The organism is Planctomycetota bacterium (assembly GCA_035574235.1).
GTDB lineage: Bacteria > Planctomycetota > MHYJ01 > MHYJ01 > JACPRB01 > DATLZA01.
Map to the genome: position 1 here is coordinate 1 of DATLZA010000007.1, position 25,004 is coordinate 25,004.

Consider the following 25,004-nt stretch of genomic DNA (forward strand, 5'->3'; position numbering starts at 1 on the left):
CCGCCTCTGCCCCCGGCCGCGCGCCGCTTCCGCCGTCGCCGGCCGTCCGCCGGCCGCCGCTCCCGCGCCGCCGCGTCCCCGCCGCTGGGTGCGCCGGGAGGATCCATGAGACTGCGGACGCACGGCATCAAGGCGTTCGACCAGGACCTCGTCCTCGAGCGGCGGCTGATCCTTTCCGCTCCCAATGCTTCGGGCAAGTCCACGGTGGCGGAAGCCCTCCGCTTCCTGGCCCTCGGATACGTTCCCGCGCTCGGCCGCCGGCCCCAGGACACGGCGCTTCTCATGCGCGGCGGTCTCATGTCCGCCCATCTGACGCTCGACGACGGGCGCTGGATCGCCCGCTCCCTCCAGGCCACGCCGGAGGGCTACCGTTCCCGGGCGGAATGCTCGTGGCTGTCCGAGGGAGGCGTGGAACGGCACGGACGGGAGATCCTGCGCCTGTTCGGACGGGACGAGCTGGACGTCGCCGAGAGTCTGGACATCCGCCGGCTTCTGGAGGCGCCGCCCGCCCAGCGCGAGGCGCGGATCGCCGCGCTCCTGGCCGCCGGAACGCCCTCGGCCGGGGAGGTCCTCCGCGAAGCGCTCGACCGGGCGTCCGCCCGCGTGGGCGAGGCCGGCCGGGATCTTCTCGAGGCGTACGTCCCCCGGCTCGCCCGGACGCTCCGGGAAGGGGGCTTGGCGGCGGCGATCGAGGAGATGGGCGAGGAGCGGCGCCGGATCGGCCGCGAGCTCGACCGCAAGACGCAGGCCCTCCGGGAGGCGGAGGAGCGTCTCTCGCGCCTGCCGGAGGCGGACCCCGAGCGGACGTTTTTCCTGGAAGCCGAGAAGGAGCGGCTGGAGCGGGAGCGGGCGCTGCTGGAGGCGCAGGCGCTCCTTCGCCGGACCCGGCGGGAGAAACTCGAGGCGCTCCGGGCCGCGCTCGAGGAAGCGCGTCGGGCGGAGGAGGCGGCGGAGGCGGCCCGGCGCGACTTCGAGGCGCGCCGCCGCGCGGGCGTGCCGCGCGAGACGGCGCCGGAGGTCCCCTCGCCCGAAGTCGAGGAAGCCGAGCGGGCGCTCCGTGCGATCGTCGAGGAGGAGGAGCGGCTGGAGCGCTCCCCGTGGTCGGAGGCGGCGCGGATCGCCGCCGAGCTTCAGGACATCGCACGCCGGGGCGCGTCGTATCCGCTCTATCGGGTGCTGGCCCTGGCGGGGCGGCTTTCGCAGCTGGCGGAAGCGGCGCTGCGGGAATCGAAGGCGGAGCTCCGCCGCCGGAGGGCCCTCGGGTCCGCGGAAGCGGAGCGTCGCCGGCGACGGGCGGCCGAGGAGGCGCGGCGGCGGGCGCTCGAGGAAGAGGACCGGCGCACGGCGGCGGCCGTGGAGGAGGCCCGCCGGGCCCGCGAGACGCTCGAAACGCGGCGGGCGGATCTCGAGGGGGATCCGGAGCCGGAGCCGCCCGGGGATCCGGCGCGGCTCCATCAAAGGCTGCACGAGATCCGGCGGGAGCTGGGGGAACGGGCGGCGGCCGGGTCGGCGTGGAGGGAGCGGGACCGCCTGGAGGGCGAGGCGGCGCGGCTGCGGGCCGAGCGCGAGGCGGTCACGGCCCTCGAGGGGGCGCTGGCCCGGCGGAGGGACCGCGAGGTGAGCGCGGCGACCGAAGGGCCGCTGCTCCGGACGATGATCGCCTTCCTCCGCGCGGCGGGCCGTGAGGAGACGCCCTTTTTCGAGGCCGGCGCGGGGCGGCTGCGCGTGGGCTGGCGGACGCCGGCGGACGGGGAGGTGCCCGCGCAGGCCCTGAGCGGCGGCGAATGGTGCCTGTTCTCGGCGGCGCTGACGGCGGCGGTCCTTCTCGTGCGCGGCGCGCCGCTGCGGATCCTTATCGTCGAAGCCGGCGAGGCGGACGACGCGACGCTGCGGGCGCTCCGGGCCGGGATCCGGGCGGTCTCCGACGAACTCACGGCGGCCCTCCTTCTGACGCCGCGCGACGTCGCGGCGGGCGACGGCTGGACGGTCTATCGCGCGGAGGCCCGTCCGGTGGCCGCCGGCCCTTCCGCGTAACCCGCCCTCGCGGAATCCCGTCTTCCTCGTGGAGGCCCGGCGGAGGGGGAATCCGCCCGCCCGCAGCGACGTTAGAAGGAAAGCGGGGGCGTCGGCCATGCAAGTTCTGGTGGGCCGGGAACGCGCGATCTTCGGGGCGCTGGCGGCGGCGCTCCTGGACCGGCCGGCGTTCCGATCGGACGCCCTGGCGGAGCGCGTGCGGGCGATCCTCGCGTCCGCTTCTCCCGCCGTGCGACTCCTTTTCCGGGCGGCGCTTTTTCTTCTCGAGTGGGGGACGCTTTTTCTGCGGACGGGGAGCGGGCGGTTCGAGCACTTCTCGCGCCTTCCGTGGCGGGCGCGGCGGCGCTACGTACGCCTCTGGATGAGCCATCGCCTGGCCCCCGCGCGGCAGCTCTTCCTGTTGCTCAAGCTTCTGGTGCTCGCGGCCACGTATGACGAGCGCGCGGCCGCCCGGCGGGTGGGCTACACGCCGAGGTGGCTGCCGTGAGTGCCGAGGAGTTCCGGGATCGCGTGTGGGACCCGGAGCGCGCGCGGGGAAGGGCGCGGATCGAGGCGGACGCCGTCGTGGTGGGCACCGGGGCGGGCGGGGCGGCCGCCGCGCGCGAGCTGGCGGAGGGCGGCCTGTCGGTGGCGCTCCTGGAGGAGGGGGACTACCGGACGGCGCGCGACTATGGGAGCGTCTCGGCGCTCGAGGCGATCCGGATGCTGTACCGCAAGGGAGGTCTCACGTTCACGACCGGAAACGCCTCAGTGCTTCTCCCTTCGGGCTGTTGCGTCGGGGGCACCACGGTCATCAACTCGGGGACCGCCTTGCGGGCGCTTCCGGAGGCGGTCGAGCGGTGGCGCGAGGAGTTCGGGCTCTGGGAGCTTTCGCGGGGGCTCGAGGGATACTGCGCGCGCGTGGAGGAAGGGCTCGGGGTGGCGCCGGTTCCCGAGCCGCTTCTGGGGCGGAACGGCGAGATTTTCCGGCGGGGGGCGGAGCGGGCGGGGCTGCGCGCGGCGGTGCTTCATCGGGCCGCCCGGGGATGTCGGGGGGCGGGACGGTGTTTTCTGGGATGTCCCAACGACGCCAAACAGGCCACGCATCTGTCGTACGTCCCCCGGGCGCTGGCGCGGGGGGCGCGGCTCTTCGTGCGCGCGCGGGCGGAGCGCGTCGTCGTCGAGGGTCGGCGGGCGGCCGGGGTGCGGGCGGTCCTGCGGCCGCGCGAGGGTTCTCCGTTCGAGGTCGAGTTCCGGGCTTCCGTGGTGGTCCTGGCCGCCGGGGCGATGCACACGCCGCTTCTTCTGGCGCCGGTCCGGGGACGGCTCGGTCGCGGGCTCGGCGCGCACCTTCGGATCCATCCCGCCTCGCGGGTGGTGGGGCTTTTCGACGAGGAAGTCCGCGGCTGGGAAGGGGTGCCCCAGGGGTACCATCTCGAAGAGTCGCTCCTGGAGGGATTCTCCATCGAGGGCATCTTCGTGCCGCCGTCGCTCATGAGTCCGTCCCTGCCCGAGGTGGGGGCGGCGCTTGAGGCGGTGATGGATCGGTACAATCACCTCGGGATGCTGGGCTACCGGGTTCTGGAAGAGAGCGAAGGCCGGGTGCTGGCCCGTCCGTGGGGCCGCCCGGCGGCGTGGCCGCTCGTCTGGTACTGGCTGAGACGGTCGGATGCCGCCCGGCTGGCGCGCGCGGCGGCGGTCGCGGCGGAGATTCTTCGGGCCGCCGGAGCGCGGAAGGTGTTCACTGCGATCCGCGGTTTCGAAGTCCTGACGTCGGAGGCGGACGTCCGCCGCCTCCGGGAGGCGCGGCCCTCGGGAGGGGACCTGGAGCTTTCGGCGTACCACGCGCAGGGGACCGCCCGCATGGCCGATTCGCCCGATCGGGGCGTGGTCGATCCCTGGGGGCAGGTGTGGGGCCTCCGCGGCCTCTACGTGGCGGACGCGTCGCTTCTGCCGTCCACGCCCGGCACGAATCCGCAGGTTTCGATCATGGCGTTCGCCACGCACGTGGCGGCGGGGATTCTGGCGAGGCTCGGTCGCGCGCCCGTTTTTCCGGTAACGGCGGCGGCGGTCAAGGGATCGGGAGAGGGCGATTCGCAGGATTCGGGAGTTAGGAGGGCCTAGCCACCTTCCTCGTCGATGCGCCCATGCTGTTTCTGATCGGCGCCGCCTTCGGCTGGTGGGTGCGGCGCGACGGTCCCCTGTTCGCCACGCGGACGTTCGCGTGCGCCGTCGCGGCGTATGCCGTGGCGGGGGTCGGGGTCCCGGTCGCCGCATACCTCCGGTTTCCGGACTGGATGTGGGGATACTACGTGAATCCTCGGGACGTTCCCGCGATCGTGCCCGTCGTCATCTTCGTTCTTTACGCGGCGCCGTTTCTTCTGGGGTACGTGGCCCCTCGGAAGCTGGAGGAGCGGCGTCCGGGGACGGCCTGGATCGCGCCGGCGGCGGGGCTGGCGGCGCAGGCGGCGCTTCTGGTCTGGCAGTGGCCGCGCTACAACACCGTCACCACGATCGAGGGCTTCCGGGCGGGGGTGGAGGTGCCTCCCGCGGCGCTTTCCTTCTTTCACCGGGCCATGCCGGTGGCGCTCGGAGCGACGGGGCTTCTCTGGTGGCTGGCGCGTCCCCGGACGCTCAATCCTCAGCCCCCCGGGCCTCCTCCGAAGGAGGCTTGAGCCGCGAGAACGGGAACCGCCTCAGGAGCCGGACCAGCGCGCGCAGGCCTCCTTCCGCGTAGAAGCGCAGGGTCGCGCGGAGCCCTTCGGCCAGGGCGGCGTCATAGGGGAACCACCAGGGGGAGCGCGCCCGCAGGTTGCGGTTCTCGTGGACATGGACCGCCTGAGTGAATTCCAGAAGACCCTCGTGCCCGCGCGTCCGTCCGAAGCCGCTTTCCTTCACGCCGCCCCAGGGGGCTTCCGCCAGGGCGTGCGCGTAGGTGCATTCGTTGACGAGCACCGTGCCCGCCTGAAGGCGCGCGGCGAGGGCGCGGCCGCGCGCGAGGTCCCGCGTCCATACGCTCGCCGTCAGCCCGAAGGGGGAATCGTTGGCGCGGAGCACGGCCTCGTCGGCGTCCGAGACGCGGCAGACGGCCAGGACGGGGCCGAAGACCTCCTCGCGCAGGAAGGCGGCGGCGGGATCTTCGATCTCGAGGACACAGGGTTCCAGGAAGAAGCCGGGGCGATCGACGCGTCGCCCGCCGGTCCGGAGGCGCGCGCCCGCGGCCACGGCCCGCGTGATCTGGTCCCGGACGCGCTCGAGGTGAGCTTCGGAGATGAGGGCGCCCACGTCGGTTCCGGGGTCCAGCGGGTCGCCCACGCGGAGGGCGCGGGTCGCCCGGACGACGAGGTCGAGGAAGCGGTCGGCGATGACGCGTTCCACGTAGACGCGCTTGACGGAGGCGCAGACCTGGCCGGCGTTGGTGAAGCAGCCCCAGACGGCGGCCTCGGCGGCGAGCTCCAAGGGAGCGTCGGCGAGCACGATCATGGGATCCTTGCCGCCGAGTTCCAGGGTGCAGGGGATGAGGTGGGGTGCGGCGGCGGCCAGGACCCGGCGGCCGCCGGCGGCGCCTCCGGTGAAGACGACGCGGTCGGGTCCGGCTTCCACGAGAGCGGCGCCGGCCTCGGGGCCGCCCTGGACGACGGAGAAGACGCCCGGCGGGAGTCCCTCGAAAAACTCCTCAAGGGCGCGGCCCACGAGGGGGGTGCGTTCGCTGGGTTTGAGAACGACGGTGCAACCGGCCAGGAGAGCGAGGATCGCGTCTCCGGCAGGGATGGAAAAGGGGTAGTTCCAAGGGGAAAGGACGGCCACGACGCCGACGGGGCGGCGTTCGACGAACGAGCGGCGGCCGGTCCAGTCGAGGATTCCGAGTCGGCGTCTCCGGGGGGCCAGGAGGGCGGGGGCGCGGCGCAAAAAGTAGCGCAGGAGATGGGCGACGGGGATGAGTTCGGAGGAATACGCTTCGACGAGAGGCTTCCCGGTGGAGCGGGCGAGGGTTTGCGCGAGGGCTTCGGCGCGGCGGGCCAGACGTTGCCGGAGGGGTTCGAGGGCGGCGGCGCGTTCGCGGGGCGGGAGGGCGGCCCAGGCGGGAAAAGCGTCGCGGGCGCGCCGGACGGTCCGGCGGATGTCCTCCGGGGAAGAGGACGGGGATTCCCCGAGCGGCTCTCCGGTGGCCGGATTCCGGGGCGTGCCGGCCGAAGGGATCACGGGCGCATTCTAGCAGGGGAGGCGGTCGGCCGGGAAGCGCGCCTCCCGTTCGCAATTCAAATTTGCTTGACGGCGTTCCGCCGGTGTCGTATCCTCGCGTGGCGTCGGCGGGGCGCGCCGCCGTCCGGAGTTCCGCCCCGTCATATAGTTCTATACAGATTGGGTTCCGGTTCATACCATAAGGGACCCCCTTCCGATCCCGAAGGCGCGCCGGACGGCGCGCGCCGGATCTTCGGACGGCGGAACGGACCGCCGCCGGGGGATAAACCTCATGAAGCTGTCCAAGACGAGTCTTTACGCGCTTTATGGTTTGGCCTATCTGGCGGCGCGGCCCCGGAGGGTGGTGCCTCTGTCGGAAATCCGGAACCGCTGGGGCGTGCCGGAGAAGCACCTGGGCAAGATCTTCGGGCTCCTGGTCCGGGCGGGCCTGGTGCGGTCCAGGCGGGGGGCCAAGGGCGGCTTCGTCCTGACCCGACCCGCCCGCACGGTGTCGGTGCTCGAAGTGCTCCGCGTCCTGGGCGAACCCGGGATTCAGGAGGATTGCCTCCTCGGCCGCAGCCACTGCCCCTCCCGGACCGCCTGCCGCCTCACCCGCGCCGTCCGCCGCGCTCAGGAATGCATGGCCCGGGAGCTCCGGGCCGTCCGCCTGAGCGATCTGGCGTGAGCCGGCCTCTTTTCCTTTACATAAAATCGCAATGAAGGTAGTAATTACACCATTCCGATCCCCCCGCGGGCGGAAAGGCCCGAGCGAGGATGACCCCTATGGCGGATCCCCTCAAGGTCGGCTCCGTGGTGTCCATTCCCTGCCGGCATTGCGGCCGGGGCATACGCCCCTTCGAAATCCAGGAGGGCGTCCACGTCCGCACGTGCGCGGTCTGCGGGCGTGCCACCCGGATCGAGGTCTACCGCGAAACCGGCGAGGTCCGCGTCCGCAGCGAACCGGCCTGAGCGCCGTTCCCTGGCGCGCTCGCCCCGGGGCCGCGCTCCCGGTATAATTCCGCTCCCATCCCGGAGGACGCATGGCCCGAAAGAATTCCGGCGCCCCCCGCGCGACCCGCCGCCGCGCCCGGCCCGAGCCCGCCTCCCGCGGGCTCTCCCCCGCCGACTGCCTCGAGGCCGACCGCGCCGAGATGGAACCTCTCCTGGATCGCATCCGCGCGGACGGGGGAGCGGTCCTGGCGGCCTACCGCGACCCCCTCGGCGGCCGTCCGCTCGTCCTGGCGGCGCTCCCCCTGGCCCGGGTCGCCCCCACTCCGTTCCAGCGCGATCTCTCCGAAGCCCATGCCCGAAGGCTCGCCGAAACGATCGGCAAGCTCGGGCTCTTCCTCGATCCCGTGATCGCCGTGGCCGCGCCCCAGGGCGGCTGGTGGACTCCGAACGGCCGCCACCGGCTCGAGGCGCTGAACCGCCTGGGCGCCCGCGCCGTGACGGCGCTCGTCGTGCCCGACGCGGAGGTCCAGTACCGCATCCTCGCCCTCAACGTCGAGAAGGCGCACAATCTGCGGGAAAAGGCGCTCGAGGTCGTCCGCCTCTACCGCGCCCGGGTCGCCGCGGGAACCTCCGGCGCCGAGGCCGATCACGCCCTCGAGTTCGAGGAGCCTTTTCTGGCCACCCTGGGCGTCTGTTACGAGCAGAACGGGCGCTTCAGCGGCGGCGCTTACCAGCCGCTTCTGAAACGCGCGGACGGATGGATCGAGCGGCCCCTGGCGGAGGCGCTGGGCCTCCGCGAGCGCCGCGCCGCCCAGGTGGCCCGACTGGACGCGCGGGTCGCCGAGATCGTTCAGGCCCTCCAGGCCCGGGGACTCAAGAGCCCCTACCTCAAAGCCTTCGTCATGGCCCGCCTGGATCCCTTCCGGTTCGGTAAATCCGTTCCCGCCTTCGAGGAAGCTCTCGACGAGGTCCTCCGCCGCGCCGCGAAGTTCGATCCCGCGTCGGTCCGTCCTCAGGATCTCTCCGCGGCCGCCGGGCCGCCCCCGGAAGCGGACGCCTAAAATCCCCCCAGCTGGGCTCGAAACGCCGCGGCGCGCGCCTCGAAGTACGCCTTCAGGTTCCCGGCCGCCCAGTCGAAGTCGTCCAGGGTGAAGGGCTTGACCGGGTCGTCGCGCACCGCCTCCCGGATCTGGGCGGCGATGGCGTCCACGCGCGCGCGGAACGATTCGGGAGACAACGGCCCCGCCAGGAGCTCCCGGAGACGGCGGCGGTATTCCTCGAAGCCGTCGGGACGCGCGAGAACGAAATTCCGCGTGAGCACGCGGTTCTCGAACCACGCCGTGATCCCCGTCTCGGCGCGCCAGAATCCCTGGTCCTGATCCCAAGGGACAAGCACGAAGCGGCCCGTCTGCGGCGGCCGGTAGAGCCCCAGATTGAAGCTCTGCCGTCCCTCCGGACCGGCGACGTAGCTGTCCGTCTCCCCGAGCAGCGTCTCGACGGCGAGGGTGCGCAGGAACTGCGGGACGTCGAAGACGGCCCCCGCCCGGTCCGGCTCCAGAGTCACCGCGTACGCCAGGTCGCGGACCGCCTCCGCGCCGGGCGGGAGTTCCGAAAGCTGCGCCTCGAGCGTTCCGGGCACGTAGATTGCCGGGTCGGGTCCCCTCCAGTCGAGGTCCAGGCCGTGCGGACCCCATCGGTAGAGCTGTCCCACCGGGAGGCCGAACCGGCGGCGCAGGAACTCCCGCCCCACGTGTTCCTCGACGCCGTACAGGCCCTTCGAGGCGCCGTTGACGGAAACCCGGGCGTGCGCGTACCGCGGCGCGGGAATCCCGAAGGCGTTGAAGGCTCCGTACTGGACACGCGCCCGCATCATGGACGGGTCGAGGGTCATCGCGTCCAGGCGCAGGCTGCTGACGCCGTGAAGCTCGCGTCCCGGGACGAAGAGGTCGAACTTCAGGCGCAGAGAAGGCTTCGGATTTCCGGGGATCCGGGTGCGCTTGCCGCTCGGCCGCACGGCGACGTCGGGGTACGCCCGTCCGCCCCATATCACGGTGCAACGCCTCCAGGCGTTGTCGAAGGGGGCGGCGACGATGGCCTCCCAATCGGCGGGGGCCATTTCGAGGTCCCACGACGAAAGCCGCGCTTCGTCGAAGGGGCCCCCCTCCGGTCCGAGGGCCTGCGCCCGGGATGGCGCGCCTTCCGAGCCGTCCCCGCAGCCCGCCAGGAGCGCCGCTCCGAGAACGCCCAGCACCCTTCTCATCCGGCCGACGGTCGTTCCCCCCCCAACAAGTGGAGCGGCCGGAACCGGATTCGTTACGGGCCCGGTCAGCGCCGGGCGGCGACCTTGACCGTCACGGGTTTGGAGGTGGGATTGCCGACTTCCCGCGCCCGGGCGAAGACCGGGCGTTCCGTCGGGGCAACCCAGGGGGCGCACTGGAGGAAGATCTTCCGCTCCGTCTGGCCCTCGGGGATGAGGACGCCGTTGAGGCCGATGTCCGCCACGATCGCCCCGTGGGGAAGGTTCTCCACTTCGAACGTCACCCGGTCGCCGAAATCGAGCCGTTCGATCCGAAGTTTCGCGGGGACGAGCTTGCCGGGTTCCAGGACGATCTCGCTCCCGGCGCCGCCTTCCGGCTCGAGGAACACGCGGATCCGGGGCGGCGCGGTCCGCACGAGCGGGCCGAGGACGCCGGCTTCCCGGACGACCTCCCGGCCGTCCACGACGGCCCGCGCCGTGAGGCGCGGGCGGCCGGCGGGCGCCTTGGGCGCGTCGGCCTCGACGAACACCGTTCCCTCCGCCTGGAAGTGCCCCGCTTCGACGACCAGGGGCGTCGAGACCCGGTACCCGGCGGGAACGTCCTCGGCATCGATCCTCACCGGTCCCTCGAACCCGTCGATCCGGTCCACGTGCACGGTGAAGGCCCGGCCGCTCCCGGCGGGGATGCGGGCGTCCGCCCCCTCGATCCGCACGCGGAAGTCGGGGCGCGCTTCGCGCACGATCAGGCGGTACACGTAGCGGTCGCCCGAGAAGCCGCGCGTTTCGGTGACGCGCACGAGGTACGCGCCGTCCGCGGGCGCGGTGAAGTGCAGGCGGGAATCGGTGCCGAGCTGCCGAAGGGAGTCGTCGTCGTTGGCGTAGACCAGGGTGAAGGCCGGCAGCCCGTTGGGCGGGAAGGTCGACCCCGGCGGGTGGGGTTCCACGATGTAACAGGGCTCGTCGAGGGCGTGCGCCGTGGGGCTCGTGTCGAAGTAGGCGATCCGCTTGCCCCCGAGCGCGTAGAAGTCCCACTCCGAATCCGGACCCCGCGGGGCGCGGAAAAGGCGGACGACCTCGCCCTGCATGTAGAGGTACTGGTCGAGGTCCATCTCCTCCCACTGCCAGAGCCGCGCTCCACGGGCGTCCGACGCCACGGGGCGGAAGGTGATGTACGAATCCCGCACGGCCCTCAGGAGGACGCGCGGAACGGGCCGCCCGGCGGCGTCCAGGATCTCCACGCGCGTGTCGGCCGGCGATCCGCGCTGGGCGGCCTGGGTCTCGATGACCCACCGCTGGCCGCGGCGGGCTTCAAATCGGTAAAGGTCGGCGTCCCCGGCGCGGTCGAAGCGGCCGCTGACCGCTCCAGGGGCCGGAATCGGCATGGCCCGGGCGGGCGCGTCGTTGTCCTCCGCCTCGAGAACCTCGGGGCCTTCCGTGGCCAGCACCTTGAGGGCGCGGCGGACGCGGGTCCGGCCCGGCTCCAGCGGCAGGTCCCATTCGCCCGGTCGCGCGGGCGCGAGCGTCACCGACGCGTCCGGCGGAAGGTTGTAGCCCACCAGCCGCACGCGGCTTTCGCGGCCCGCGGGCACCGCCGGCGGATAGCAGGCGGTCACGAGCGGCAGGCGGCCGACCGAGAGCCGGTAGAAATGCTCCGGCGAGCCGCCCATCTGGAGGTCCGCCACGCGGACCGTGTAGCGGCCGTCGGCGGGCAGGGTGTAGGCCACGAGGGGATCGGCCTCCCCCTCGAAGTCCACGTTGCTGGCGAGAATCCGCCCGGAAGCGTCCGCAAGCGCCAGGACGATCTCGGCCTTCGATCCCAGGCGCCGGGCGGCGACGTCGAGGACGATCTGTTCCCCGGCGCGACCTTCGAAGGCAAAGTGATCCGCGTCCAGGCGCGACGAGAGCGTTCCCCAGAAGCTCGCCGGGAGCGGCGCGGAGACGGCCTGGGCGGGCGCGTCGTTGGGCTCCCGCTCCGGCACCTGCGGAAGGTCGTCGATATGGACGGCCAGGCGGCCGCTCTCGCCCGCCTCGGTGCGGACGGAAAGCTCCACCGGCCCGATCGGCGCCTCCGGGGCGGCGGCGAGCTCGATCCACACGAAATCGGGTCCGCTGTCGGGGAGGAGCGCGGCTTTGAGGCCCGCGCCGTGGACCCGCACCTCGGCGACCCCGGCGAGATTCTTTCCCGCCAGCCGCGCCCGGACGGCGTCGCCCCGGCGCAGGCCGCGCGGCTCCAGGGCGGCAAGCTCCGGCTTCGGGGCCGGAAGGGGCTTGCCGTCGGCCACCGAGTAGAACCCGAGCGATCCATCCAGGCGCCCGACGACCAGCGCCTTGTCGTCCAGGGCGAACGAGAGCGCGGACGGCCAGTCGGGCTGCGGCTCCAGCGCCGCGCGCGGCGTCATGTCCGCCGCGTTCCAGAGTTTCACCGTGCGGTCTTCGGCGGACGTGGCCAGGAGCTTTCCGTCGCGCGAGTAGGCGATCCGGAGGATCGCGCCCTCGTGCGCGAAGGTGGAGTGGACGATCTCGTTGGTTCCCTCGGCGGCGTCGGGGCTCACGCGCCAGACGCGCACGCGGTTGTCCACGCCCCCGGCGGCGACGTGGCGGCCGTCGGGCGAGAAGGCCACGGCCTGGAGGGCCTTGGTCGATTCCGTCAGCGTATCGCGGCGGCGCCCGCCGGCCACGTCCCAGAGCTTGACGGTGCGGTCGGCGCTCACGGAGGCCAGGATCCGGCCGTCGGGCCGGAAGGCGAGATCGAAGACCGCTTCGTTGTGCCCTTCGAGTTCCCGGCGCAGGGCTCCCGTGGCGACGTCCCAGAGAAGGATCTTGTGGTCGTAGCTTCCGGTGGCCAGAAGCGTTCCGTCCGGGGAGAGGGCCGCGGCGTAGACGGCGTCGGCGTGGCCGCGGAACTCCCGCCGGCGGGTCCCGTCGGCGGGATTCCAGAGGACGACCTCCCCGGAGGCGCCCGGCGAACCGGAGGCGGCGGCGAGCGTCGCGCCGTCGGCGGCGAAGGCCAGGTCGTGGACAGGACCGGCATGGCCTTCAAGGCGGCGCAGGAGGGCGCGGGTTTCGGCCGAGCGGAGTTCCACCACGCCCGGGAGGGCCACGGCCAGAAGGCGCGCGCGGGGCTCGTAGGCCAGCGCGAAGACGGACTTCCGGGGCGGTCCTTGGGGAAGGATCCGGGGGGCGGCGGAGACCCGCCGGGGGAGCTCCCCGGCTTTCGGGGCCGGAGCGCCGGCGGCGATCCACGCGCGGAGAATCTCCACCTCGCCCGGCTCCAGCCGGCGGCCCTTCTTCGGAGGGGGCATATAGGGCCGGGCCTTGAATTCGACCAGCCGGACGAGAAGGCTTTCGTCGGGCTTTCCGGGGATGAAGGCGTCGCCGTTTTCTCCGCCGCGCTTGAGCGCCTCGTAGCTCTCGAGAACGAGCGCGCCCTTCTGTTCCTTCGCGTTGTGGCAGCCCACGCAGTGGCGGCGGAAGATCTCCTGGACGTCCGCATAGGACGGCGGGTCGCTCTTCGCGGGCGGCGTCTGGAGGAGAGCCAGCGCGGCGGCGGCGAGAAACGGGTTCATGGCGCTCTAGTGGTTGAACAGGAACTCGCGGCTCGAAACCACGCTCCAATAGAGGTCCTCGACGGCCTCCCGGCGTCCCCGCGGCCCGGCGGCGGAGAGAACGGCCAGGATGCGGCGTTTCTCCTCCTCGGTCGGGTAGCGGGAAAGCGCCGAGAGGTACGCGTCCTCGATCACCTCGGCGTCCGAGGCGCCGGAGGCGAGGAGTTTTTCGATACGGTTGCCGGGCGCGCGGAGCTTCTGGTTGAGCGTTTCGCCGTTGGCCAGGTGGAGCGCCTGGGCCATGCTGGGCTCGGCGCTGCGTTCGCACTCGCAGGTGATCATGCGCTCGGCGCGGCCGAAGGACTTGAGGAAGTAGGAGTCCACGCTCGAATCCGGGAGCTGAAGGGCGCGGAGCCCCACGGGGAACTCGCCCCCCTTGCGGCCGTCGGCCCCGATGCCGACGAACCGGGTGGGGACGCCGGTGACCTGGCTGAGGGCGTCGAGGGCGACCTCGGCCATGAGGCGCTTCGGAAGGTAACGGGCGTAGAAACGCCGGTCGGCGGCGTTCTCGGGGAGCGGGCGGCTGGAGCGCTGGTACGTTTCGGAGCGCAGGATGAGCCGCATGAGGTCCTTGAGGGAGAACTTCCGCTCGACGAGATGGTTCGCCAGGGCCGCCAGAAGTTTGTCGTTGGAGGCCGGGTTGGTCTGGCGCATGTCGTCCACCGCCTCCACGAGGCCCACGCCCATGAAGTTGGCCCATACGCGGTTGACGATCGACCGGGCGAAGTAGGGGTTCTCCGGCGCGGTCAGCCAGTCCGCCAGGACCTCGCGGCGGTCGCGGGGATCGTCGAAACGGAGGGGTTCCGCGTCGAGGGGGGCGGGGGGCTGGGGACGGCCTTTGAGGGGCTGAAGGAGCTCGCCTTCGGGGGCGTTGAAGAGGACGACGTTGCCGGGACGTCCCACGGTCTTGGCGCGCACGCGGGAGAAGAGGTTGGCGAAGGCGTAGTACTGGTCGTTGGTCCACTTCTCCATGGGATGGTTGTGGCACTTGGCGCACTGGATGGACATGCCGAGAAAGGCCTGGCTGACGGTTTCGGCCATTTCGGTGGGGTCGTCGTGCAGAAGGAAGAAGCTTCCGGCGCCGTTTTCGAGCGTTCCGCCGCGGGCGGTGACGATCTGCCGGACGAAGCGGTCCCAGGGGGTGTCGGCCGCCACCTGGGTGCGGATCCACGTGTAGTAGGCCCACATCGTGGGACCCGGCAGGCGGCGGCTGGAAACCAGGAGGAGATCCGACCACTTGTACGCCCAGTAATCGACGAACTCGGGCCGCGCCAGAAGCTCCTCGATGAGTCGGTCCCGCTTGTCGGAAGCCCGGTCGGCGATGAACCGGCGGGCTTCGTCGGCGGTGGGAAGCGTTCCGATCGTATCGAGGAAAGCGCGACGGAGGAATTCCTCGTCCGACGCCCGCGGCGAAGGGGGAAGGTTGAGTTCGCGGAGTTTTTCGAGGACGAGGTCATCGACGAGGTTCCGGCGGGGCGCGGAAGCGAAGACGTCGGGCGAAACGCGATGGGGATAGGGCACCGTGACCGTGGCGATGGCGATCTTCTGGAGGTACCAGGCGGTGACGGCGGCTTCGCCGGGGCCGGCCACGCGGGTGCGGCCGTCCTCGTCGGGCACGGCCACGGTGCTGTCGGACCCGGTGAACTTGGCCCAGGGGGTGGCGTCCTGAACGGATCCGTCGGAGAAATGAGCCAGGACGACGAAGCGCTGCTCCTGTCCGGGCTGGAGGATGACGCGCGGCGGGAGGATTTCGAGGCGGACGATGCGGGGATCCTCGGGGCGCGGCCCGGGCGCGCCGGCGGCGATCCACTCCGCGAGCACGCGATACTCCCGGGAATCCGCGGTGAACCGGAGGCCGCCCTTGTGGGGAAGGGCGCCCGTGGGTTTGAGCAGGAGAAGGCTTCGCGCGGGGTCGGCGTAATCGATGCGGCGGCCCAGCGCGTGCCGGGTGAGGGCGAGGTAGTCGCCCTCGTCGTCGTAGCCGCGCAGGGACAGGCGGAAGCCGTTCTTTCCCGCGGCGGCGCCGTGGCACGGGCCGGTGGAACAGCCGTAGCGGGCCAGGACGGGCTGCACGTGGTTGCGGAAGCTCCAGGTGAAAGGGCGTCCCATGTCGCGCACGCGGATCCGCGCGCGGGCCTGGCGCCCGCCCGCGCGGGCCGTGAGGACCGTTTCGCCGTCGGCCACCGGGAGCACGAGGTCTCCCTCCACGCGGGCCACCCGCGGGTCGGCCGTCTCGAGCGTCACGTCCCCCTCGACGGGTCCGGCGAACCGGCCTTCGCGAACGCGCTCGACGAGGATCCTCTGGCGGGCCTCGCGACCTGAGAGAACGATCTCGCCCGGCAGGATCGAAATCTCGCCGCTGTCCGGGCCGGAGGCCGCCAGGGTCGCGAGAAGAAGCGGGATCATGGCCTAGAAAAGCTCCAGGATGGGTTTGGCGCCGAAATCCACCACGGGGAACGGCCGCGCGGCCGGCCCGGGCAGGTGCGCCTCGAGGTCGATGCCGAGGCTGTGGTAGATCGTGGCGACGACGTCCGCGGGCGTGACGGGGCGTTCGGCCGGGTAGGCGCCGATCTCGTCGGAGGCGCCGATGACGCGTCCCCCCTGGACCCCGCCGCCGGCGAACGAAATCGTCCAGCACTGGGGCCAGTGGTCGCGGCCGCCGGCCGGGTTGATGCGGGGCGTGCGCCCGAACTCCGAAAGACAGCAGACCAGCGTGTCCCCGAGCATCCCGCGCTGGTCGAGGTCCTCCAGGAGCGCGGTGTACCCCTGATCGTACATGGGGGCGACGATGTCCTTCATGCCCTGGATCGACGTGAAGGGCTTGGATCCGTGAATGTCCCAGGTGATCTCGTCGAAGACCGTGATGAAGGTGTTGACGGTGACGAAGCGCACGCCCGCCTCGATGAGGCGGCGGGCCAGGAGGCAACACTGCCCGAAGCGCGTCATTCCGTAGCGCTCCCGGACCTTGGGCGGTTCCTTGGAGAGATCGAAGGCTTCGCGCGCCCGGGCGCTCGTCATGAGGCGGAACGCCGTGGCGAAGTTGGCGTCCATGAGCTCGGCGTTCTCGCTGGCCTCGAACTTCCGGACGGTCTGCTCGACGACTTCGCGGAGCGTGCGGCGGCGCTCGAGGCGGGCCTCGCCGATTTCGCGGGGCGGCAGGAGGTCGGGAACCTTGAAGTCGGCCTGCGACGGGTCGGCGTTGAGGACGAAGGGGTCGTAGGCCTTGCCGAGGAACCCGGCGTCCTGTCCGTGAGGGAGGTTGCCGCCGGTGGGCCCCATGGGTTCGGGGAGGATCACGTGGGCGGGCAGCTCGTTGCGCGAACCGCGGAGGAACTGGACGACGCAGCCGGCGTGGGGGGTGTTGATTCCCCCGGTGAAGAGCCGTCCGGTCTGCATCATCTGATGGCCCGTGTCGTGGACGGCGGCGGCGGTGTGGTAGACGCTGCGGACGAGCGAGAACTTATGGGCGACTTTCGCGTGGAGCGGGAGGATCTCGGTAAGCTGGATCTCGGGGGCCGTGGTGCGGATGGTCCGGAAGGGTCCGCGGATCTCGGCGGGCGCGTCGGGCTTGGGGTCGAAGGTGTCGATCTGGCTGGGCGCGCCGAGGTTGAAGATCATGATGCAGGAGCGCTCGTCGCGCGGGGGCCGGCCTTCCTTTCGGGCGTGCTCCTGGGCCCGGAGGAAGCCCGGCAGGCTCAAGCCGATCGCGCCCAGCGCTCCCACCTGGAGGAAATCGCGCCGCGACGGTCCATGGTCGCACACGTGGACCGCGCCTTTGGAGGAAAACTTGAGCATGGCCCTTCCACCCCCGCGAAATGGCAGTCCCGAAACGCTACCCTTGCGCTTCCTCTATAGCTATTTCCCGCCGGAGGCGTTTTTCGGTGTAAAAAAAGAATCCTTGAGTTCCTCTCCCGCCCCTGAACGGGAGGATGAGGGCTTCGGCGGGGGGCTTCGGAAGGCTCACGGGAGCTCTCCGTTGGAGGAGGCCATGATTCTCTCCACCAGGTCTAGAAGCGCTTCCGGTCGAAACGGCTTGCGAAGGTAAGCCTGGGCCTGGACGCTGCGGGCTTCCTCGATGTGGTCGCCCGGCGGCTGGGCGGTCAGGAACATCCGGGGGATGGGGCGGGTGCGACGATCCGCGCGCAGGCGGCCGGCCACCTCCAGTCCGTCGAGGCCCGGCATGACGATGTCGAGGATCACCAGCGCCGGGCGGAGGCGGGCCGCCAGGGTTCGGGCGCGGGAGGGATCGGCGGTCGTCCGGACGCGATATCCGGCCCGCCGGAGCAGTCGAGCGACGAAGCGGCGGAGGCGCGCATCGTCGTCCACCACGAGGATCGTCTTAGGTCGCCCCACCCTTCATGAGTGTAGCTTAGAAGGGAGGCGATGGAGGGATTCGAAGATGATGTTCTTCGTCCTGGCGTCGGCTCTGGCGTGCGGCGGTCAGTCGGCGGATCCCTGGCGGCCGGCGGAGCGGCCGCGTGCGGATGCGGAAGGTTTCGTGCGAATCGTCGGCGGGACCTTCCGGAACGCGGCGGGAGTCCCGGCCCGCGTGGAGGACTTCGAGCTTCTGGACCATCCGGTCACGAACGCCGAATACGCGCGCTTCGTTTCCGCCACGGGGCATCCCGCGCCCGTCCATTGGGAAGGGGGGCGCGTGCCGGCCGGGTTCGAGCATCATCCGGTCGTCTACGTCAACCGGTACGACGCGGACGCCTATTGCCGGTGGCGCACGCGGGCGGAAGGGCGGGTCTACCGGCTTCCCACGGAAGCGGAATTCGAATACGCGGCGCGGGGCGGCCTGGATCGGGCGGTCTATCCGTGGGGCAACGACGATCCCGCGGGTCGGGCGGCGTTCGCCCCGGCGGGCGAGGAGCGTCTGTACGATGCCTGGAAAAAATACCTCAAGCCCGTACGCTCCTTTGCTCCCAACGGATACGGTCTTTACGACATGGCCGGCAACGTCTGGCAGATGGTCCTGACCCGGCCGGATCCTGCAACCGTCCGCTTCAAGTATCGGATCGACTCTCCCGTGGATCTCGAGACCCGCGTTCTGGGGGGCAGTTGGGCGAGGCCGGCTTCGGCCTTGCGGTGCGGCGCCGGCGGGAGCGCTTCGCCGGGCCTGCGCCACCCGGATCTCGGCTTTCGCGTCGCGCGCGAGCCGCGACCCGGCGCGCCCAATTTCCACATCCGCGTCCGCCGCCTGGTCGCCGTGACGGCCGGATCCGGGAAGGTCGTTCTGAGCTGGTCCCTTCTTCCGGAAGATCCGCCGGACGTCGCCTTCAACGTCTACCGGACGCGGCGGCGATCGGAAGAGGGATTCCGCCGGAACGCGGAGCCCCTGAGGGGAGCCACGGCGTTCGAGGACGCGGGCCTCGAGGGCGAACCGGCGTGGTCTTATCGCGTGCGTCCCGTGGGACCGGACGGCACGGAAGGGCCCTCCTCGGAATGGGCGTCGCCCGGGCCGGCCGTCCGAACCGTTCTTGTGCCTCCCCGGCCGACCGGCGGCGTGCCGGGCTTCGGGGACCTCGACGGGGACGGCCTGCCGGACCTGGTCGTGCGGCTGGACAATGGGTGCACCGAGATGTCGCAGGATCCCGGCGTGCCCGTGGAGCTGGAAGCGTATACGAGCCACGGCCGTTTTCTCTGGAGGCGTCCTCTTCTCCGCCACGAGCATTGCTTCGGCAGCGCGAACAACGCTCCGGTGAACGTCTACGATCTCGACGGCGACGGGCGCGCGGAGGTGATCGCCCGGGTGGAGGACGGCGGCCGGCCCTGTCTGGGCGTGCTGGACGGGCTTTCCGGGAAGCTTCTGCGGGCCGTTCCCTGGCCCGAGATGCTGACCGACTTCGCGAAATCCTCCACGCGGATCCACATGGCGGTGGCGTATCTGGACGGGAAGCGTCCCGCGATCGTCACCCAGACGGGGCTCTACGAGAACGAGGTCTTCGTGGCCTTCGATCCGGAGCTCCGAAAGATCTGGGAGTTCCGCAGCGTCGGCGCCACCAACGGCAGCGGCTCTCATCGCATCGAGGTCGCCGACGTGGACGGCGACGGGCGCGACGAGGTCTTCGACGGCACGACGTGTCTGAATCCGGACGGCACGGTGCGGTGGTCCATTTACCGGGAACATCCGGACATCGTCGCGATCCGGGATTTTCTGCCGGAGCGGCCGGGGCTGGAGGTGTTTTATGCCGTGGAATCGAGCCGCCATGCGGGCGCGTATCTCGTGGACGCCTCCACGGGAAAGGTCCTCTGGAAGGCGAATCGAGAGGACGACGGCCGCTGGACCCACGCCCATCACGGCTGGGTGGCCGACGTCTGGGAGGGGTCGCCGGGTATCGAGTGCTTCACGAACCGGGACGGGCATCCGGGGCGGGACACGGTGCTTTTTTCGGCCTCGGGCCGGGTGCTTTTCGAGGGCCTGGAGGTGAGCTGGAAGCCGGTGGAATGGGATGGGGGTCCGGGGCGGGAGCTGGTTTCGCCGGACGGCCGCACGGTGGGGCGCTTCGACGGGTCCCGCGTGGTCCCGCTGGGGGCGGGCCCGCCGGTCGGGGACCTGGGGCGCGCGCGCGTCGTGATGGTGGCGGATCTCTGGGGGGATTTCCGGGACGAGGTGGTCCTGGCCGGGCCCGGAGCGGACGGCCGCTTCGCGGTTCACGTGGTGACGAATCCCGCGCCGCCGGGCGCGCGGCGGGTGACCGCGCGCGCGGACCGGCACTATCGGCTCTGGCTGGCCCGGAATCTGATCGGCGGCTACGGAACCTACTTCGAGCCGGCGCGCTGAAACCGCGAAGGTCCGCCCCCGCGCCGGTTCCCCAGGAGGAGCGCGAGAAGCGCCTCCAGGCCGAGCGCCCCGCAGCCGCCTCCCCCGCTGCGGTCGCCGTCCGCTCCGGCGCTTCCCGCCGGGGGCGTGCCGGGAGTGCTGTCGGCGGCATTGGCGAGTCCGTCGCCGTCCCAGTCGTCCTGGCCGTCGAGGCGGCCGTTGGCGTCCTGATCGGCGACCGCCGCGTCGAACCCATGGGTCGCTTCGAAGGCGTTGGACATTCCGTCGCCGTCCCCGTCGGCGGCGGCCGCCTGGGAGGGCACCTGGAGGACGACCTTGCGCTGGACGACGGAAGAGCCCGTGGAGATCGTCCAGCTCTCGCGAGCGGACCCGGCGGGCACCGTATAAGTGTGGCTGCGCTCGGCCCCGTTGTTCCAATGGTACGTGACGATCAGGGGGGACGAGGTCGCCGGCTCCGCGAAGGTGGCGTAGAGCCTCAGGAAGCGGATGCCCGAGGTGTACCCGCCGTTGTACGTCGTGAACCGGACGTAGTAACTTGTTCCGCCGAGGGCGGTCGGGCCGCTGGACCCGTAGGCCCAGTAGGAACTGAGCTCGTTATCCGAAGGGGGCGCGTAGAAGGCGATCTGGGTCCAGGGGCCAGCGGCGTCCGGGGCGATCTCGATCTTCCCGTACGCTCCGGCGGGAGGCGGAACACGGATCTGATAATTGGCGGCCGCGTGGATCGTCCGCAGGGTGGCCCCGGCCGCGGACCGCTGCGGCGGGAGCGAGATCCGGCAGGTGATCGATATCGGCTGGTTGTTGGTGGACTGATAAGCCATCGTCCCGCCGGAGTAGTAGAGAGCCGAAAGGTTTCCGGAGTCGCCCACTTTGCGGACGTACCCGGTGGTCGAGTCGGCCGTCGCGGCGCTCCAGAGATCCGGGGATAGATCGATCGCCCCGGACCGGCCGGACGAGTAGGTCACCTGCGCGGTGCCGTTCTTGAGGTTCGGATAGACGGCCTGGCTGAGCATCGTGATCGTGCGCAGGCGCAGGCTGTCGAGCCCCTCGCCGTCGTCGAAGGAAAGCCGCACAAGATAGCCGTTGCGGCCTTTCACGAGGTCCGTGAAGTCGAGCCGCGCGGAGGGACCCGAGAGGGTTCCCGCGGACGTCCAGGAAGCGCCGGCGTTGACCGAGATCTCCACGCCGATCGTTCCCACGGCGGAGGCGCTGAGAACGGCCCCATCCGTGGCCGCGTTGGCGGGATCCCGGCCGTCGGTGGGGCGGGCCGCGATGGTGTATGGAGAATAGTGCTCCAGGACGAGGCTCGAGGCGCCCGTGGAGCGGAGCGCCGGAGTTCCTCCCGTCGCGAGCGTCCCGGTCACGGCGGCCGCCCCGTCGAGGTGTTCGCCGGCGGCGAGGCTGGGCTGCCAGTCGAAGCAGGCGTTCCCCCAGCGCTGGCGGCCGCGGGATTCCTCCGGTCCGCCGGGGACTTCGTCGCGGGCGGGGGCGTTCTGGACGAACGACCACTCCGCGTAGGGGCCGTTGTCGCCGGCGCCCAGGTCGCCCGAGTTGTAGCCCCACCAGAGAAGGCCCGGCAGGCCCAAGTCCGTCACCACGCCCGTCGGGGAAAGCCACCGGGTGAAGGTTTCGCCCCGCTTGAGGCGGCAGGTGACCGGCGTCGCGGTGTAGCCCTCGCCGTACATTTTGTAATTGCCCGCTCCGGTCGTGATGGGCTTCCAGACGTTCTGGTAATAGTCGCGCCACTGAAGCGAGCGGTTCGGAACGAGGCCGGTGACGCCGTTGAAATCCTGGTATCCGCCGTGGGTGTTGGCCTGGGGAAGTCGGTATCCCATGCCGAGGTCCGGATTCCATTCGATGTAATGATGGTTGGTTCCGATGACCTGGTCGAGGGACGCGAAGTGAGCGGCCGGATCGTTGGCCAGGAAATGAAGGGTGTATTGGTCGGTGTTGACGTACCGCCAGCCGCCGTCGACATGGACCTCGTAGCCCGTGTCGCCGACGAGCGCCCGGCGCCGGTCGGTCCATCCCAGCGCTTCGACGAAGGGGCGCATCTGGGCGTGATTGGTTCCGCAGAGCCCCCAGGCGTAGGAGAAGAGCGCGCGCATCGCGTCGTAGTCGGTCATCAGGGGGTGGTCCGCGGAAGGGTCGGGCTTCACGCCGGGAAGGTTGTAGACCGCCGGCGAGGTGAGATGAGCGTAGTGTTCCGCCCTCCAGAGGAAGAGGCGGATGAGCTTGTCCCGGGGGCTCGTATTTCCCAGCGCCCCGCGCGGGACCCTCAAGGCGTGCGCGACGGCGCGGGAGGGAGTGGACATCGCGCCTTCGCCGGGGTAGTAAGGATCGTCGGTTTCGAGCTGCGGATCGCCGACCTGGGCGGCCGCCGCGGCTCCGGCTCCCAGGACCCCCAGAAAGGCGAGGAGCGTCGTCTTCATCGCGGTTCTCCGAAATATCACCGCCGCGCCGGCGGGTGGTAGGTCACCGTGAGACGCGGCCGGCGGTCGGGAGGCGTCGATTCGCGCGCGTTGAATTCCCAGCCGGGGGCCGGGGCGGCGCCCGCGATCACGATTCCGTGGTTGGCGGCCGGCGCGTGGACCCAGGACTGGACCAGGGCCACGCCCGCGTCGTTCAAGGCGAACGTATAGAAGCCCGGCTGCGGAGGAGCCAGCGCCGCCAGCGGGCGCGCCCCGCGGTCGCGATCCGCCTGAGCTCCGGGGATCTGCCACGCCTGGCCGGACGCGGCGAACTTCCAGGTGGCTTCCCGTTCCTCCCAGGGACGCCGCGCCTCGTACACGCGGTAGTCGGCCCCCTGGAGGGAACCCGTGACCCAGACGGTGATTTCCGCGGCGAGGACGCGGCTTCCCGGAGGGATGGACGAAACATCCCACCGGATCAGCGCGACCTGATGATTGTCCGCGGCGCGGTAGAGGCCGAGCATCTCGCGGGCGCCGAAGTTCGTGGCCGGTTCGCGCATCGAAAGGGTCGTGTCGCGCGTCCCCGCGTAGTCGGGTGCGGGGGCGACGCCGTCCTGGAACGAGCGGGTACGGATCAAAGGCCGCACGGAGGGCGCGCCGCTTCGGCCCGCCGAAGCGACCTGGCCGGCCGCGACGTCCGCCGCCGGTCCGTCGGGCAGCCGGCGCACGCGGACCCTGCCCTCCTCGACTTCGACGCGGGTGGCGTCCGGAGCGACCGAGACGACGAACAGGGTGCCGAGGACGCGCACCTCGGCGTGGGGAGTTGTCAGAATGAACGGCGCGGCGGGGGCGCGGACCACCGAAGCCCGCAGGGAGCCTTCGGTCAGCAGGACCGCCCGGCGCCGCAGCTCGGCGATCGCGGCTCCGGGCGCGGGTTCCAGGAGCGTTCCATCCTCCAGGCGGAGCGCCGCGTCGGAGGAGGGGGCGGAGAGGGATTCGCCGGCGAAGACGGTCTGTCCGGCGCGAAGGTTCCGGGATCCGGCCTTCAGAGTTCCCCGTTCGAGCGTGGCGACCACGCTTCGGGATTCCGTGGAAGGCGGCGGCGCGGGAGGGTTTTCGCGCGCCGGCGCGGGGCGGGGCGGATCGGGCGTGCCGCCCGGCGGCGGAGGAGGATCGAGGGGACGCGCGGTGGGCGCGGGCGCGGGACCGGGTTCGGGAGCCGGCGGACGCGGAGGTTCGGGCCGCCGGGGTTCCGGGAGAGGCGGCGGGGCGGGGGGCGGCTCTTCGGGCGGGGCGGCCGGAGGCGGCCGGTGCGCCACGTCGGGGGCCGGTTCCGGACGGCGCGTGCCGGCGACCGCCAGGGCGAGGGCCGCCGCGAAGAGGGCCGCGGCGGCCAGGAAGGGCGCCCACGGAGAGGCGCGGCGGGCGGTTCGCGGAAGGCGGTGACGGCGCGAAGTTCGGCCGGGCAGGCGGACTCCGGCGGGGAGCTCGGCCGCGGCCCTCATCGCTTCGACGAGGCCGCTTTCGAGTTCCGCCATCTCCACGAATCGGTCGGCCGCCTTCGGGTCGGTCCGGACGGCCTCCCAGAGCCGGCGTTCCTCGTGGGGCGTGATTCGGCCTTCGAACCAGGCGTGGATCAGGAGATCGAGGGGATCGTCCTTCATCGCGCCTCCTCGCCGGCCAGCCGGGAGCGGACGCATTCGGAGAGGAGCTTTTTGGCCCGGTAGATGAGGGCGTCGATCGCCTGGGCGGTTTTGGAGAAACGTTCCGCCAGCTGGCGGCTGGAGAGGTGCAGGGCGTAGCGGCCGTGCATGACTTCCCGGAGAGGGGGCCCCATCCGTTCCAGGCATTCGCGGAGGGCGGCGCGATGGGAGGACGGAGCGACGTCCGCGGCGCGCCGTTCGTAGGCGGCCAGGATCCGGCGGGCGCACTCCTCGTCCAGATGGCGGTGCGCGCGGGCCTCGTGGCGCCGGGCGGCCAGGACTTCCCGCCAGGCCACCCCGCGCGCCCAGGCTCCGAAATCGGTCCCCGGGGCGAATTCAGGGAACTTGGACCAGAGAACGGCCGCGGTCTCCTGCAGGACGTCCTCGGTCAGATGGGGATCCCGGAGCAGGGCGTAGATGAAGCTGTGGAGCATCGAACGGTGCTCCATGAGGAGCTTGACGAACCGCGTTTCCATGGCGTCTCCTCCACCGGATAACGGGACCGGCGGGGCGGAATCTGACGAAAAAAATGAATCGGGGGATCCGGCCCGGCCGTCCTTCAGTCTACCCCGCGGGGGCGGCCGTTTTGCTTGACCGGCCGGAGCGGCAGGGGTTACAAGGGCGCCGATGACCGGATGGCGCTTCTGGCGTACCCGCGAGTTCGGAACGGCGCTGGTTCTCGGGGCGATGATCCTGGCGTGCGAGATCGCCTCGCGCGTTCATTCCGGCTCGTCCTTCGTTTTCTCCGACCGGCTGGGGCGCGTGCTGAGCGAGTGCGCCTATGTGGGGATCGCGGCGATCGGGGCCTGCGTGGTGATCCTGTCGGGAGGGGTGGATCTGTCGTCGGGCTCGGTCATGGGGCTTTCGGGCGTGGCGTTGGGGTACGCGTACGCGCGGATGGGCTGGCCGGCGCCGGCGGCGCTTCTTTTGGGCCTGGCTTCGGGGGTGGGCGTCGGACTTCTCAACGGTCTGCTCGTGGGCAAGCTTCGGATCCCGCCCTTCATCGCGACCCTGGGGTTTCTTTCGATCGCCCGGGGGGCGGGGTACTGGCTGACGCGCGGGATCACGATTCCCCTGGAATGGCGGGAGGCGCCCTCGCCT

18 protein-coding genes are annotated in these 25,004 nt (G+C 71.5%); 9 read left to right on the forward strand and 9 right to left on the reverse strand.

The genetic code is table 11. The features are described 5' to 3' along the window. The first annotated feature begins 105 nt into the window (after positions 1-105). The 4 genes from VNO22_00260 (at position 106) to VNO22_00275 (ending at position 4,688) form a co-directional block, all read left to right on the forward strand. The gene (locus tag VNO22_00260; protein ID HXG59780.1) at positions 106-2,034 is read left to right on the forward strand and encodes a hypothetical protein; all 1,929 of its coding nucleotides are present in this window, start codon (positions 106-108) and stop codon (positions 2,032-2,034) included. A gap of 97 nt (positions 2,035-2,131) precedes the next feature. Further along, on the forward strand, positions 2,132-2,521 hold the full coding sequence (locus tag VNO22_00265) for a hypothetical protein (GenBank protein HXG59781.1): 390 nt from the start codon (positions 2,132-2,134) through the stop codon (positions 2,519-2,521). Then, a complete protein-coding gene (locus tag VNO22_00270; GenBank protein ID HXG59782.1) occupies positions 2,518-4,137 on the forward strand; it encodes a GMC family oxidoreductase in 1,620 nt (539 codons plus the stop codon). Before VNO22_00265 ends, VNO22_00270 begins: the two co-directional genes overlap by 4 nt. Positions 4,138-4,160: 23 nt before the next feature. Next, positions 4,161-4,688, forward strand: a complete 528-nt coding sequence (locus VNO22_00275) for a hypothetical protein (protein ID HXG59783.1) — start codon at positions 4,161-4,163, stop codon at positions 4,686-4,688. On the opposite strand, the gene VNO22_00280 is transcribed toward VNO22_00275, so the two are convergent. Further along, on the reverse strand, positions 4,648-6,216 hold the full coding sequence (locus tag VNO22_00280; protein ID HXG59784.1) for an aldehyde dehydrogenase family protein: 1,569 nt from the start codon (positions 6,214-6,216) through the stop codon (positions 4,648-4,650). The genes VNO22_00275 and VNO22_00280 overlap by 41 nt on opposite strands. 271 nt (positions 6,217-6,487) lie before the next feature. Here VNO22_00280 and VNO22_00285 point away from each other — a divergent pair, with 271 nt between their 5' ends. The 3 genes from VNO22_00285 to VNO22_00295 all read left to right on the forward strand — a co-directional run bounded on the left by VNO22_00285 (position 6,488) and on the right by VNO22_00295 (position 8,207). Continuing rightward, positions 6,488-6,880: an Rrf2 family transcriptional regulator gene (locus VNO22_00285; GenBank protein HXG59785.1), complete on the forward strand. Its 393-nt coding sequence runs from the start codon at positions 6,488-6,490 to the stop codon at positions 6,878-6,880. A 98-nt stretch (positions 6,881-6,978) separates the two neighbouring features. Continuing rightward, positions 6,979-7,164 carry a hypothetical protein gene (locus tag VNO22_00290; protein ID HXG59786.1) on the forward strand — a complete coding sequence of 62 codons (186 nt, stop codon included), beginning with the start codon at positions 6,979-6,981 and terminating at the stop codon, positions 7,162-7,164. A 71-nt stretch (positions 7,165-7,235) separates the two neighbouring features. Then, positions 7,236-8,207 carry a ParB N-terminal domain-containing protein gene (locus VNO22_00295; protein ID HXG59787.1) on the forward strand — a complete coding sequence of 324 codons (972 nt, stop codon included), beginning with the start codon at positions 7,236-7,238 and terminating at the stop codon, positions 8,205-8,207. On the opposite strand, the gene VNO22_00300 is transcribed toward VNO22_00295, so the two are convergent. The 5 genes from VNO22_00300 to VNO22_00320 form a co-directional block, all read right to left on the reverse strand. Then, positions 8,204-9,406 (reverse strand): CotH kinase family protein, encoded by a 1,203-nt coding sequence (locus tag VNO22_00300; GenBank protein HXG59788.1) that lies wholly within the window; start codon positions 9,404-9,406, stop codon positions 8,204-8,206. The two genes, VNO22_00295 and VNO22_00300, sit on opposite strands and share 4 nt — an antisense overlap. Before the next feature lie 65 nt (positions 9,407-9,471). Continuing rightward, complete coding sequence (locus VNO22_00305; GenBank protein HXG59789.1) at positions 9,472-12,969, reverse strand: c-type cytochrome domain-containing protein; 3,498 nt, start codon at positions 12,967-12,969, stop codon at positions 9,472-9,474. A 6-nt stretch (positions 12,970-12,975) separates the two neighbouring features. Continuing rightward, a complete protein-coding gene (locus VNO22_00310) occupies positions 12,976-15,414 on the reverse strand; it encodes a DUF1553 domain-containing protein (protein HXG59790.1) in 2,439 nt (812 codons plus the stop codon). 3 nt (positions 15,415-15,417) lie between these two features. After that, the gene (locus VNO22_00315) at positions 15,418-16,803 is read right to left on the reverse strand and encodes a DUF1501 domain-containing protein (GenBank protein ID HXG59791.1); all 1,386 of its coding nucleotides are present in this window, start codon (positions 16,801-16,803) and stop codon (positions 15,418-15,420) included. 165 nt (positions 16,804-16,968) lie between these two features. Further along, a complete protein-coding gene (locus tag VNO22_00320) occupies positions 16,969-17,361 on the reverse strand; it encodes a response regulator (protein HXG59792.1) in 393 nt (130 codons plus the stop codon). A gap of 46 nt (positions 17,362-17,407) precedes the next feature. Between VNO22_00320 and VNO22_00325 the strand changes: the two genes are divergently transcribed. Further along, a complete protein-coding gene (locus VNO22_00325) occupies positions 17,408-19,792 on the forward strand; it encodes an SUMF1/EgtB/PvdO family nonheme iron enzyme (protein HXG59793.1) in 2,385 nt (794 codons plus the stop codon). Here the strand turns inward: VNO22_00325 and VNO22_00330 are convergent. From VNO22_00330 to VNO22_00340, 3 genes are read right to left on the reverse strand one after another with little or no spacing between them, the layout of a single operon-like run. Continuing rightward, a complete protein-coding gene (locus VNO22_00330) occupies positions 19,771-22,221 on the reverse strand; it encodes a hypothetical protein (GenBank protein ID HXG59794.1) in 2,451 nt (816 codons plus the stop codon). The two genes, VNO22_00325 and VNO22_00330, sit on opposite strands and share 22 nt — an antisense overlap. A 17-nt stretch (positions 22,222-22,238) precedes the next feature. Next, positions 22,239-23,864, reverse strand: coding sequence for a DNRLRE domain-containing protein (locus VNO22_00335; GenBank protein ID HXG59795.1), 1,626 nt, complete (start codon positions 23,862-23,864; stop codon positions 22,239-22,241). Continuing rightward, on the reverse strand, positions 23,861-24,379 hold the full coding sequence (locus VNO22_00340; protein HXG59796.1) for a sigma-70 family RNA polymerase sigma factor: 519 nt from the start codon (positions 24,377-24,379) through the stop codon (positions 23,861-23,863). Before VNO22_00340 ends, VNO22_00335 begins: the two co-directional genes overlap by 4 nt. A 151-nt stretch (positions 24,380-24,530) precedes the next feature. Between VNO22_00340 and VNO22_00345 the strand changes: the two genes are divergently transcribed. Next, on the forward strand, positions 24,531-25,004 hold a 474-nt coding region (locus VNO22_00345), incomplete at its 3' end, for a hypothetical protein (protein HXG59797.1).